Here is a 12697-nt window from a genome sequence, read left to right as displayed (position 1 = left end):
TCACCGCCCATGCCCCTCGAAATCAAAATTCCCGCCGTTGGCGAATCCATCACCGAAGTCACCATTGCGAAGTGGCTCAAGCAGGACGGCGACGCCGTGAAGCGCGACGAAGTCATTGCCGAGCTGGAATCGGACAAGGCCACGTTTGAGCTGCCCGCCGAAGCCGATGGCATCCTGAAAATCCGCGTGGCCGAAGGTGAAACCATCGGCATCGGCACCATCATCGCCGACCTGGATAGCGCGGGTGGTAACGGTGTGGCCCCTGCCGCTGCTACGCCTGCCGCTGCACCGGCAGCTTCTGCACCAGCCGCTGCTGCTGCCGCCGCACCCGACCCGGTTTCCAAAGGCGAGGAAAACCCCCAGGCCAGCAACCAGGCTGGCTACGGCGGCGCGCCCGCCGGCAACGAGAGCAAGGACCCGGCCACGCCCGGCGCACCCGCTGCTGCGGCTGCACCTGCCGGTGGGGGCGGCAGTACCATCGAAATGAAAATCCCTACCGTCGGCGAGTCCATCACCGAAGTAACCGTAGCCAAATGGCTGAAGGAAGACGGTGCTCAGGTAACGCGCGACGAGGTAATCGCCGAGCTGGAGTCGGATAAGGCTACGTTTGAGCTGCCGGCCGAAGCCAGCGGCACGCTGCGCCACGCCGTGAAAGAAGGCGAAACAATTGCCATCGGCACTGTCATTGCGCGGATTGAGGGCGGTAGTGGCGCGGGCGCGGCCCCGGCCGCAGCAGCTCCGGCAGCCGCCCAGGCATCCCCGGTTGCGGCGCTGGCATCGGCGCCGGCAGGCGGTGGCGCGGCCACGTATGCTACCGGTGTGCCTTCGCCGGCTGCTGGTAAGATTCTGGGCGAGAAAGGCATTGCGGCCACCGACGTAGCCGGCACCGGCCGCGACGGCCGCATTACTAAAGAAGACGCCCAGAACGCGCAGGCCAAACCCGCGGCACCGGCGGCACTTGCTACTACTCCTGCTGTGGCATCGGCTTCAACCAGCAGCGCTCCGGCCGCCAGCGGCGACCGCAACCAGCGCCGTGAGCGCATGAGCAACCTGCGCAAGACGGTGGCCCGCCGCCTGGTGACGGTGAAGAACGAGACGGCCATGCTCACCACCTTCAACGAGGTGAACATGCAGCCCATCATGGACTTGCGCAACAAATTTAAGGACCAGTTCAAGGCTAAAAACGGCGTGGGCCTGGGCTTTATGTCCTTCTTCACCAAGGCCGTGTGCGTGGCCCTGAAAGAATGGCCGAGCGTGAACGCGCAGATTGACGGCACCGACATCGTATTCAACGATTTCTGCGACATCAGCATCGCCGTTTCGGCCCCGAAAGGACTGGTGGTGCCCGTAATTCGCAATGCCGAGCAGCTGAGCTTCGAGGGCATTGAGAAGGAAGTGGTGCGCTTGGCCGGCCTGGCCCGCGACAACAAGCTCACCATCGAGCAGATGACGGGCGGCACGTTCACGCTCACCAACGGCGGCGTGTTTGGCTCCATGCTCAGCACTCCCATCATCAACGCGCCGCAGTCGGCCATTCTGGGCATGCACAACATCATTCAGCGCCCCATTGCCGAGAACGGGCAGGTGGTGATTCGGCCCATGATGTACCTGGCCCTGAGCTACGACCACCGCATCATCGATGGCCGCGAGTCGGTGTCGTTCCTGGTGCGGGTGAAGGAGCTGCTCGAAGACCCCACCCGCATGATGTTTGGGGTGTAATAGCTGTTGAAAATGATTGTAAAAACCGGTTTCTGCTCAGCAGGGGCCGGTTTTTTAGTTATCAGGCCACTCACACAAGGTCATAAAAACAAACCTAAAATGTCACATTGAAGTAAACCGTTCTGAACCCATTCACACCTTACTTTTTTTGCATGGATACTCAAACATTACTTTACTGGCTCTACGTGGCCTTGATGATAGGTGGCGCGCTGCTGTTCTGGGCCTGGAGCCGCGACCCCAAGGGCGTGCCGCAATACGAATACAGCCTCGCCATGATGATTCCTATCTGGTCGGCACTGGCGTACATGGGCATGGCCATGGGGCAGGGCAAAACCGAGGTGGCAGGGCAGGTGACGCACTACGCCCGCTACATGGACTGGGTGGTGAGCACGCCGCTGCTGCTGTTGGCGCTGGCGTTCACGGCCATGTTCTACGTGCCCAAAGACGAGCGCAGCAAAACGCTGCTCTTTGGGCTGGTGGCGGCTGACGTGGTGATGATAATCTGCGGACTGTTTGCCGATTTGTCGGAGTCGAGTAATGCCCGGTTGCTGTGGTTTATGTGCGGCGTAGGCGCGTTTCTGGCCGTGCTCTACGTGGTGTGGGTGCCGCTACGCCGCATTGCCACCAACAGCGATGCCGAGCTGGGGAGCATCTACACCAAGCTGGTGAGCTTCCTGACGTTTCTCTGGTTTGCTTATCCTACAATTTGGGCACTGGGGCCCTCGGGCATTGGCTTTTTGGGCCAAACCACCGAAACCCTGCTCTTTGTAGTGGTGCCATTCTTCTCCAAAGTGGGCTTCAGCATCATGGACCTACAGTATCTGCGCGACCTGGCTCCGCGCAAGCCCCCACACAAGCACGAATACTCGCCCCAGCCCGCGTAGGCAGGCGATGATTAAGCTCCGTACGACAGCATAATAGGGTTGCTGAATATCCTCAGCTGTGAACTGTGAAGGAGCGGCCGGTAATTATTGCCGGCCGCTTTTTTTGTGGGATTTCGCGGCTTTAAGGCGACTGCTTTCGTTTAACAACCCGTACTATTTTTCGCTATGAAACAATCCACAAAAAAGCACCGCCCCGCCAAGTTCTGGCCTGTTGTCGGCTTTGCCACCCTGGCGGGTATGCGGAGCATGAGCGCACCGGCTTTTCTGAGCCACTACCTCTCGCGGCAGCCCCATGCCGGCCTCGACGGGTCGCGGCTGCGCTTTCTGCAGAAGCCGGCCACGGCCACCGTGCTCAAGGTGCTGGCCGTCGGCGAAATGGTAGCCGACAAACTGCCGGGAACCCCTGACCGTATTGCGCCGCCGGTGCTGCTGGGGCGGTTGCTGTCGGGGGCGTTGGTGGGGGCGGCCTGGTACCGCGCCCGGCACGGCAGCGCCCTGAGCGGCGGCGTAGTGGGCGGACTGACGGCCGTAGCGGCCACGTTTGTGAGCTACGCGCTGCGTACGGGCATCAGCGAAGAATCGGGCGTGCCCGTGGCGCTGGTGGGCGTGGGCGAAGATGCGCTGGTGCTGGCCGGTGGGGCGGCGCTGCTTAGCGGGCAACGGCCGGCGCACGGCGCGTGGCGGCCGCTGTAGGGGCTTGAACAGCCAAAAAAAGCAGAGGCTTAGGCCTCGACGGCTGCTTCGGGCATTGGCGTAGGGGCTGGCTTCTTGCGCCGGCCGCCCAGTACCACCAGCACCACGGCCAGCACAATGAGGGCCGCGCCGCTCAGCATCTGGAAGTTGAGCACCTCGCCGGCGAAGGCCCAGCCCAACAGCACGGCCACCACCGGATTGACGAAGGCATACGTGCCGGCCAGGGCGGGCTCCACCACGCGCAGCAGCCATATATAGGCTGAGAAGGCCACAATGGAGCCAAACGTGACCAGATAGGCGTACGCCAGCCACGACTTGGTGGTGACCTGGGCAAACTCAAAGCCGGTGGCCTCGCCCCGCAGCAGGCCCAGCAGCAGCATGGCCACGCCGCCGCATATCATCTGCATGCCGCCCGAGAGGAAAGGGGAGGAGGCCGGTTGGTGCTTCTTCGAATACAGCGAGCCCACCGACCACATCACCGCCGCCAGCAGCACCAGGGTAACGCCAATTTCGGGGTGCCCCGGCCGCGGCACGCCCGCCGAGCTCGGGTGTGCGGCCAGCAGGTACATGCCCCCCAGGCCCGCCGCCAGGCCCAACGACACCCAGCGCGTGGGCCGCGGCGTGATGCCACTCAGCCATCCCAGTAGTGCCAGAAACATGGGAACTGTGGCCACCAGCAGCGACGTGGTGCCGCTGGGCAGGTACAACACGCCAAACGTGGTGCCGCCGTTGCCGAAGCCCAGCAGGCAAATGCCAATCAGCAGGCCGTGGCCCCAGCCCCGCCAAGTGGGCCGGGGCTCGCCCCGCAGGCGCATGGCGGCGTAGAGCAGCCCGCCCGCCAAGCCGTAGCGCGTGCCGGCCATGAGCAGCGGCGGCATGCTGGCTACGGCAAATTTCATAACCAGGTAAGTAGAGCCCCAGATGAGGTAAACGGCGGCAAAGGCCAGCAGCAGTGCGGCCCGTGAAGGCGAGGCCGGGGCAGTATCGGGCATGTAAATCGAAAGCGAATGAGAGGGGCCAGTGGGCCAGCGCTGCTACTAGCAGCCAGGCCGCGGCCAGGAGCACAAAACTACGGCACTGCTGTGGGCTTACGCCGTGCGCCCACTTTTGGCTGGGCCCAAAGGATGGGCAAAGGACACGGGCTAGCTGGAGCAGGCACCGGTAGGAGCAGTGTGCTACAGCCGCTCCCGCCAATTCTGAGACGGGCTACCAGAAGTCGATGGGAAAGCGAATTATAAGTAATAAGCTATGCGCGGCCAGAATTGATAAAACAAACATTTTAAAAATAAGCATCAAATTTTTATGTCATATTTAGAAAAATATCTATACATTTGAAAAAATGACCTACAAAAAAATGGGGTGATTCCTAAAATGTTGCATGCAAAAACCAAAAGTACTTAAAAACTTAAGGTCGCTACATTTTTTGGAAAATGAGCTTATTTCTTTCTTAAACACCATTCACCATACTAAGCTTCCTATGAAAAAACTCTTACCTACTCTGCTTTTGGGGGCCTCCGGCTTCTCGGCCAACGCCCAGACCGATTCTACGGACACAGGCAAGCTGACCGTCTCGGGCTACATCGACTCTTACTACCTCACGGCGCTGAACCGCCCCAAGTCGGGCAACCTGCTGGGGGTGGACCAGCTGGCCGGCCGCGCCTTCGACCGCCTCACCGACCAGTTTGCCCTAGGCCTAGTGCAGGCCAGGCTAGGGTACTCGAACCGCAAATCGGATTTGGTGATAGACCTTACCTTCGGTCCCAACGCCGAGCTGGGCAACTTCGGCAACACTACTGGGGCGCTCAACTCCTTCCGGCCGCAGTCGCCCTACGGCGCGGCGCTCTACGGCACTTCGGCGGCCATCAAACAAGCCTATTTCACGTATCGGGTTACGCCCAAGCTTAGCTTCACGGCCGGGCAGTTTGGCACGCACATCGGCTACGAAGTAATCGATGCGCCGGTCAACTACCACTATTCCCTTTCCAACCTGTTCAACAACGGGCCCTTTTACCACATCGGCCTGAAAACGGCCTACGCCTTTAATGACCATACCTCGCTGATGCTGGGCGTGGTGAATAACTGGGACAACCTCACCGACGATAATAAGCAGAAGTCGGTTGTCGGGCAGTTCTCCTTTAAGCCCCTCAGTACCTGGACGGTGTACGTGAACTGGATTGGCGGCTCGCGCGACGACACCTACCTCAACTCCTTGGTGAGCAGCGGCACACTCCCCGCCATGTTCGGCAGCTATTCGCGCCAGCTCTACGACCTCACCACCACCTATCAGGTAACGCCCAAATTTTACCTGGGCCTGAACGCGGCGTACGGCCGCTACTACTTCGATGCCGAATCGGCAACCGAAACCGCCGCCATAACCGACCAGTTTGACAGCACCGCGCCCGACTGGGGCGGGGTGGCGCTCTACACCAGCTACGCTTTCAGCGACGTGCTGGGGCTGGGCGTGCGCTACGAGTACTTCGAGGACAAGCACGCCGTGCGCTACCTGCAAACGAGCAATAACTCGGTCACCGTAACAGCCCCCATCACGCTGGCCGCCACCAAGCTCATCGTGAAGCCGGAATTCCGCTTCGATGCCTCGCCCGACAAGTACTACGAAAACTCGGGAGGCACCGGCCGCAAAACGCAGAGCACGCTGGGTGTGGCCTTCATCTATAAATACTAGTCGGCGCATGGGCGGATTTTCACGTGCGGCCCCGCTGGCGGTGTGCCCGCTGCTGGGCGTGGTAGCGGGCCTTCTGGCCACTTTCGCAGCCCAGGCGCAAGCCCTGCCGCTCGACGAGCGGGGCCGGGTGGGCTTTGCCGCCGTGGTGCGGGCCGATTCGCTGCGGGCGGGCGTGCTCTATGCCCACGCCAAAACCTGGCTGCGGCGGCGCGGCTACCAGCTGGCCGAGGCCGACTCGGCCGCCGGCCGGCTGGTGGCCGAGCACGCTTTTGGGGTGTACGACCGGGGCTACCTCACCAAGCGGCTGCACGGCAAGGTGCACTACCGCCTCACGGTGGAAGTGAAGGACGGTCGCTACCGCTCGCAGTTTACCGACTTCTCGTTTGCCTACCACCAGCCCGACCGCAACGCCCTGCCGCAGCCCACCGGCAAAACCAAGCCCCTGGAAGAGGCCACGGCCCCCGGCTGGCAAAAGCTCTGGGAAACCCACCGTCAGGATGCCCTCCTCACCGTGACCACCCTGGCCGAAGAGCTGAAAACCGCCATGCTTGCCGTGCCCAAACCCGAGGCGCCCGCTCTGCGCGGCGCGGACTGGTAACCCCAGAAACCACATTCACAACCCGCTTTTTTCATTTTTAACCCCGAACATTTCTTATGCAAAAGCCCAACTACATTCCTGTGCTGCTGCTGCTGGCGCTGGGCCTGCTGGCCACGTTTATGCCCGCTCTGCCCACCACCATCGTCACCGAAGGCATCGATACCGGCGACACCGCCTGGATGCTCTGTGCCACGGCCCTCGTGCTGCTGATGACGCCCGGCCTCGCCTTCTTCTACGGCGGCATGGTGAATACTAAAAACGTGATTTCGACCATGTTGCAGAGCTTCGTGGCCATGGGCATCATCAGCCTCTTGTGGGTAGTGGTGGGTTTTAGCCTGGCGTTTGGCGACTCCATCGGCGGCTTCGTGGGCGACCCGCGTACGTTCTTCCTCTTCCGCGGCGTGCTCGACGGCAAGCCCTGGTCGCTGGCCCCCACCATTCCGCTGATGCTGTTCGCGTTTTTTCAAATGAAGTTCGCCATCATCACTCCGGCCCTCATCACCGGCTCCATTGCCGAGCGCATCAATTTCAAGTCCTACATCGTGTTTATCGTGCTGTTTAGCTTGGTGGTGTATGCCCCGCTGGCACACTGGGTATGGCACCCCGACGGCTTCCTGTTTAAGCTGGGCGTGCTCGATTTTGCCGGTGGCACGGTGGTGCATATGTCGGCGGGCTGGGCGGCCCTGGCCTCAGCCATGTACCTGAAACCCCGCAAAGCCCACGGTGCGGCCGAGGCAATGCCGCCGGCCAACATTCCGTTTGTGCTGCTGGGCACGGGCCTGCTGTGGTTTGGCTGGTTTGGCTTTAATGCGGGCTCGGCGGTGGGTGCCAGCGCGCTGGCTGTGAGTGCGTTTGCAACCACCAACGTGGCCGCCTCGGCCGCCGGCCTGGCCTGGATTCTGTTTGACGTGGCCAGGGGCAAGAAGCTCTCGGCGCTGGGCTTCTGCATTGGCGCCGTGGTGGGTTTGGTGGCCATTACGCCGGCGTCGGGCTTCGTCACGGTTCCGGTGAGCATCTTCATTGGCGTGGTGGCGGGCATCACCAGCAACGCGGTGGCCCACATGCGCTCCAAATCGCGCCTCGACGACACGCTGGACGTGTTTCCCTGTCACGGGGTAGGCGGCATGGTGGGCTTGATTATGACCGGTATTTTCGCGAGCAAAGCTGTGAACTCGGCCGCAGCCGATGGCCTGGCTTACGGCGGTACGGCGTTGTTTTTGAAGCACTTGCTGTCGCTGGTGCTCGTGTCGGCCTTCACGTTCGCGGCCTCGTTCATCCTACTCAAGCTCACCGACCTCATCACGCCACTGCGCGTGTCGGAAGAGGAGGAATTGCAGGGCCTCGACATTAGCCAGCACGAAGAAAAGCTGCTGGTGGGCGCGTAAGCAGGTTTTCTGGTGTGAATTGAGTGGAAAGGCCGGAGCATTTGCTTCGGCCTTTCTTGGTTGAGGAAGGTTTGCGTTTCGCTGGCCGCCGGGCCAACCTGGAGTAGCGCCTGCACATTTGCCCACGCAACTCCCTCCATTGGCGCATCTTTGCTTCGTGAAAGTATCTTCTTTATTCCTCCTGCTCGGCCTGCTGGCGGGTGGCAGCCGCCCGGCCGCGGCGCAGTTGTTGCAACCCAAGCCCGCCTTTTCCCGCGCCGACTCCCTGCGCGGCAGCCTCACTTCGCCACTACGCACCTGCTACGACCTCAATTACTACCACCTCGATGTGAAACTGGACCCCGCCAAGCGGTTTATCAGCGGCTCCAACCTATTCCGGTTCACGGCCACCCAGGATTTTACGCGCCTGCAATTTGACCTCTTTGCCAACCTGCGGGTAGAAAAAGTGCTTTACAAAGGCCGGGAGGTGCCCTTCACCCGCGAGGCCAACGCGGTGTTCGTGACCTTTCCGCAAGCCATTGCCAAGGGGCGCCGCGACGAGTTCACGGTGCAGTATTCCGGCAACCCCATCGTGGCCAAAAGGGCACCCTGGGACGGCGGCATGGTGTTCACCACCGATGCCGCCGGCAAGCCCTGGGTAGCCACGGCCTGCCAGGGCACGGGCGCCAGCATTTGGTGGCCCACCAAAGACCAGCAGGCCGATGAAGTGGACTCGATGCTCATCAGCGTGAGTGTGCCCACCGGCCTGAAGGACGTTTCTAACGGCCGCCTGCGCAAAGTCACCAAGCTGAAAGGCGGCTACACCCGCTTCGACTGGGCCGTGCGCAACCCCATCAACAACTACGACGTGGCCTTAAACGTGGGCGACTACCAGCACTTTTCCGACAGCTACGCCGGCGAGAAAGGCCCGCTTACGCTCGACTACTGGGTGCTGCCCGAGAACCTGACCAAGGCCAAAACGCAGTTCGCCGCCAACGTGAAACCCATGCTCAAGTCCATGGAATACTGGTTCGGGCCGTACCCGTGGTACGAAGATGGCTACAAGCTAGTGGACGCCCCGCACCTGGGGATGGAGCACCAGAGCGCCGTGGCCTACGGCAACAAGTACCAGAACGGCTACCTGGGCCGCGACCGCAGCAACACCGGCTGGGGCGACAAGTGGGACTTCATCATCATCCACGAAAGCGGCCACGAGTGGTTCGGCAACAACATCACCACTAAGGATATTGCCGATATGTGGGTGCACGAAAGCTTCACCACCTACTCCGAAGCGCTGTTTGTGGAAAGCCAGTTTGGCAAGCCGGCGGGCCAAGAATACATCCACGGCCAGCGCCGCAACATTCAGAATGATGCGCCGATTATCGGCCCCTACGGCGTGAACCAGGAAGGTTCCGGCGACATGTACGACAAGGGCAGCAACCTGCTCAACATGCTGCGCACGGTCATCAACGACGACGCGAAGTGGCGCCAGCTGCTGCGCGGCCTCTCCCGCACCTTCTACCACCAGACCGTGACCGGCCAGCAGGTCATCGACTACTTCAACCGCGAAAGCGGCCAGAACCTCACCAAAATATTCGACCAGTACCTGCGCCACCGCAGCCTGCCCACCCTGGAAATCCGCTTCGAGAACGGCCAAACGCTGGCCCGCTGGGTATCGGAAGTACCCGATTTCGACATGCCCGTGCGCCTGCGCCAGAAGGGCGACGACTATCAGCTGGTTCCGCTCACCACGAAATTTGCGGCGGTGAAGGAGCTGGCCGGCGCTACCAGGGAAACGCTGGAAGTGGATACGTTCAATTACTACATCGGCGTGCTGGTGGAATAGGAATTATCGTGCTGCTGCCTGTCCATGCTTCGTCGGCTCAACAGGACAGGCGTACCTTTGCAGGGCGAACCTTCACCGAACATTCGGCTCTATGAATCAATACGACGTCACCGTCATCGGCTCCGGCCCCGGCGGCTATGTAGCGGCCATCCGCTGCGCCCAGCTGGGCCTCAAAACTGCCCTCATCGAGAAATACCCCACCCTGGGCGGCACCTGCCTCAACGTGGGCTGCATTCCCAGCAAGGCCCTGCTCGACTCCTCCGAGCACTACCACAACGCCCACTCGGTATTTGCTGACCACGGCATTGGCCTCGATAACCTGACGGTGGACATGAACCGTATGATTGACCGCAAGGCCGGCGTGGTGAAGGCCAACGTGGAGGGCATCGGCTACCTGATGAAGAAAAACAAAATCGACGTCCTCACCGGCCTCGGCTCTTTTGTTGACAAAACCCACATCAAAATTGAGCCCATCGAGGGCGGCGAGGCCCAGACGATTGAAACGAAGAACGTCATCATCGCCACCGGCTCCAAGCCCACGGTGCTGCCCTTCATCAAGCAGGACAAGCAGCGCATCATCACCAGCACCGAGGCCCTGAACATTCGGGAAGTGCCCCGACACATGATTGTCATTGGCGGTGGCGTGATTGGCCTCGAAATGGCCTCCATCTACGCCCGCCTCGGCGCCAAAGTCTCCGTTATTGAGTTCATGGATTCCCTGATTCCGACCATGGACCGGGGCCTGGGCAAGGAGCTGAAGCGTGTGCTGGGCAAAATCGGCATCGAATTTTTCATGAGCCACAAGGTGACTGCTGCTACCCGCGAGGGCGACAGCGTAACCGTGACCGCCACCAACCAAAAGGGCGAGGAAGTGAGCTTTGAGGGCGACTACTGCCTCGTGGCCGTGGGGCGCGCGCCCTACACCGCCGGCCTCAACCTCGAAGCCGCCGGCATCGAGATGGAGGAACGTGGCCGCATCAAGGTCGATGCCCACCTGCAAACCAACGTGCCCGGCATCTACGCCATCGGCGACGTGGTGCGCGGGGCCATGCTGGCCCACAAGGCCGAGGAAGAAGGCGTGTTCGTGGCCGAAACCATCGTGGGCCAGAAGCCGCACATCAACTACCTGCTCATCCCCGGCGTGGTGTACACCTGGCCCGAAGTGGCGGGCGTGGGCTACACCGAGGAGCAGCTCAAGGAAGCCGGCACGGCCTACAAAGTGGGCTCTTTCCCCTTCAAAGCCAGCGGCCGGGCCCGCGCCAGCGGCGACACCGATGGCTTCGTAAAAGTGCTGGCCGACAAAACCACCGACGAAATCCTGGGCGTGCACATGATAGGCCCGCGCATCGCCGACCTCATCGCCGAAGCCGTGACCGCCATGGAGTTCCGCGCCTCCGCCGAGGACGTGGCCCGCATGAGCCACTCGCACCCCACCTACGCCGAGGCTATGAAAGAGGCGTGCCTGGCCGCTACGGAGAACCGGGCGATTCATATGTAATTGAGGTGAATTGAAGCGTGTGAGGTGGGTCAGGGTAACAAAGCAGGTTCTAAATGCTAATCTTGGTACACCTCACATCTTTCTTTTATGACCAAAGCCGACCACGTTGCGCACTGGATGAATGCCGCCGACCAGAACTGGCAGGATGTCGGCAGCCTGTTCAAAGCCGGTACTTACGTGCCGTGCCTATTCTGGGCGCACCTCACCATCGAGAAGCTGGCCAAGGCGCTCTGGGTGCAGGATAATGCTGGCGACACGCCGCCCTTCACGCACAACATTGCCCGGCTGCTGGTCGATACCAATTTGGTGCTAACGACGGGTCAGGCCACGTTTGTACAGCAATTGAACACCTTTCAGTTGGAAGGGCGTTATGAGAGCTACACGGCCAACCTGCGCCAGCAAGCCACCCAAGCCTTCACCCAAGCGGTGCTACACGACGTAACCGACCTGCGCCAATGCTTACTCAATCAGTTGCCCTAGAACGGGTCCGGGCCTTTGCCGAAAGCATCCGCAGCCAGTCCATCGGGCTGCGTAAGGTTATTCTGTTTGGCTCCTACGCCCGCAACGAGCAGCGCGAATTCTCGGATATCGACGTGGCCCTGGTAGCCGATGCGTTCACCGGGTTCGGTTTTCAGGACGTGGGCTTACTCAGCAACGCCATTATTCAGAAGCAGTTTGTCGACATCGAGCCGCACACCTTCTCGCCCGAGCAGTTCACCGACTGGAACCCCTTCGTGCAGGAAATCAAGCGCACCGGCATCGTCATCGGCGAGTGGGGGTTCACCGCCCCGGAGCACCCGGCCATTCATCGGTGATTCCGCCCGCGCGGCAGAAACTGAAAGCGGCTGAAACTCTCGTAGTTTCAGCCGCTTTTGCGTTGGTTAACGCTGCGTTGGCCGGCTCGCGTTTTTCATCGCAGAAGCCGCAGCCTGGCCCGGTCCCTGCTCCCCGGAGCGGACGCGTTGCCGCCCGCCAGCTGACCTAACAGGTTTTTGCTTGGGATGAAATTGTGTTAGGTTGCTGAGTACCTAACACAATTTGAGCGCGGCTGGGAAGTTGTTAGGTTGGTTGGCCCTGGCCGCTCTGGTTGCGGCTGGGTTGCCTGCCATCGATATTGCTGCCCGTATGGCTTTCCACTCCCAACTGCGCGACATCCGCGCCCACTTCGCCTTTTCGCAGGCCGGGCTGGCCCCCTGGCTGGGCCTGAGCCGCTCGTTGCTGGCCCTCGTCGAAACCGGCCGCGAGGCGCTGCCCGCCCACGCTCGCCCCTGGCTGCGGCCCTGGGCCGGGGCACTGGCGCAGTCCGAAGCCGCCGAAACTGCGGCGGCGGCCCCAACCCCCGGAGCCGCCCCTGCCGCCCCGCCTACCGGCTCGGCTGCGGTGCTGGCCCGCTGGGCCGAGTGCCACTACCA

12 protein-coding genes are annotated in these 12697 nt (G+C 61.4%); 11 read left to right on the top strand and 1 reads right to left on the bottom strand.

Annotated features, from left to right (window positions below; genetic code table 11):
• The first annotated feature begins 9 nt into the window (after window positions 1-9).
• The 3 genes from odhB (at window position 10) to GM79_RS20985 (ending at window position 3296) form a co-directional block, all read left to right on the top strand.
• Window positions 10-1719 carry a 2-oxoglutarate dehydrogenase complex dihydrolipoyllysine-residue succinyltransferase gene (odhB, locus tag GM79_RS20995; protein WP_035567740.1) on the top strand — a complete coding sequence of 570 codons (1710 nt, stop codon included), beginning with the start codon at window positions 10-12 and terminating at the stop codon, window positions 1717-1719.
• Between the two features lie 152 nt (window positions 1720-1871).
• A complete protein-coding gene (locus tag GM79_RS20990; protein ID WP_081867919.1) occupies window positions 1872-2603 on the top strand; it encodes a bacteriorhodopsin in 732 nt (243 codons plus the stop codon).
• A 165-nt stretch (window positions 2604-2768) separates the two neighbouring features.
• Window positions 2769-3296: a DUF4126 family protein gene (locus tag GM79_RS20985; RefSeq protein WP_051719152.1), complete on the top strand. Its 528-nt coding sequence runs from the start codon at window positions 2769-2771 to the stop codon at window positions 3294-3296.
• A gap of 29 nt (window positions 3297-3325) precedes the next feature.
• On the opposite strand, the gene GM79_RS20980 is transcribed toward GM79_RS20985, so the two are convergent.
• A complete protein-coding gene (locus tag GM79_RS20980; protein ID WP_051719151.1) occupies window positions 3326-4288 on the bottom strand; it encodes an EamA family transporter in 963 nt (320 codons plus the stop codon).
• 485 nt (window positions 4289-4773) lie between these two features.
• Here GM79_RS20980 and GM79_RS20975 point away from each other — a divergent pair, with 485 nt between their 5' ends.
• The 8 genes from GM79_RS20975 to GM79_RS20940 all read left to right on the top strand — a co-directional run.
• On the top strand, window positions 4774-5979 hold the full coding sequence (locus GM79_RS20975; RefSeq protein WP_035567738.1) for an outer membrane beta-barrel protein: 1206 nt from the start codon (window positions 4774-4776) through the stop codon (window positions 5977-5979).
• A gap of 7 nt (window positions 5980-5986) precedes the next feature.
• Window positions 5987-6577, top strand: coding sequence for a DUF4468 domain-containing protein (locus GM79_RS20970; protein ID WP_035567736.1), 591 nt, complete (start codon window positions 5987-5989; stop codon window positions 6575-6577).
• 56 nt (window positions 6578-6633) lie between these two features.
• The gene (locus GM79_RS20965; RefSeq protein WP_035567734.1) at window positions 6634-7962 is read left to right on the top strand and encodes an ammonium transporter; all 1329 of its coding nucleotides are present in this window, start codon (window positions 6634-6636) and stop codon (window positions 7960-7962) included.
• A gap of 157 nt (window positions 7963-8119) precedes the next feature.
• Complete coding sequence (locus GM79_RS20960; protein ID WP_035567732.1) at window positions 8120-9787, top strand: M1 family metallopeptidase; 1668 nt, start codon at window positions 8120-8122, stop codon at window positions 9785-9787.
• 91 nt (window positions 9788-9878) lie between these two features.
• A complete protein-coding gene (gene lpdA / locus GM79_RS20955; RefSeq protein ID WP_035567730.1) occupies window positions 9879-11285 on the top strand; it encodes a dihydrolipoyl dehydrogenase in 1407 nt (468 codons plus the stop codon).
• Window positions 11286-11372: 87 nt separating this feature from the next.
• Window positions 11373-11765, top strand: a complete 393-nt coding sequence (locus GM79_RS20950; RefSeq protein WP_035567729.1) for a HEPN domain-containing protein — start codon at window positions 11373-11375, stop codon at window positions 11763-11765.
• Entirely contained in the window at window positions 11741-12100 is a 360-nt protein-coding gene (locus GM79_RS20945) for a nucleotidyltransferase domain-containing protein (protein ID WP_051719150.1), read from the top strand. Before GM79_RS20950 ends, GM79_RS20945 begins: the two co-directional genes overlap by 25 nt.
• Window positions 12101-12410: 310 nt before the next feature.
• On the top strand, window positions 12411-12697 hold a 287-nt coding region (locus GM79_RS20940), incomplete at its 3' end, for a hypothetical protein (protein ID WP_200875637.1).

The organism is Hymenobacter sp. IS2118, assembly GCF_000715495.1.
In the GTDB taxonomy this organism is placed as follows: domain Bacteria; phylum Bacteroidota; class Bacteroidia; order Cytophagales; family Hymenobacteraceae; genus Hymenobacter.
This window is presented reverse-complemented; position numbering and strand designations above follow the sequence as displayed.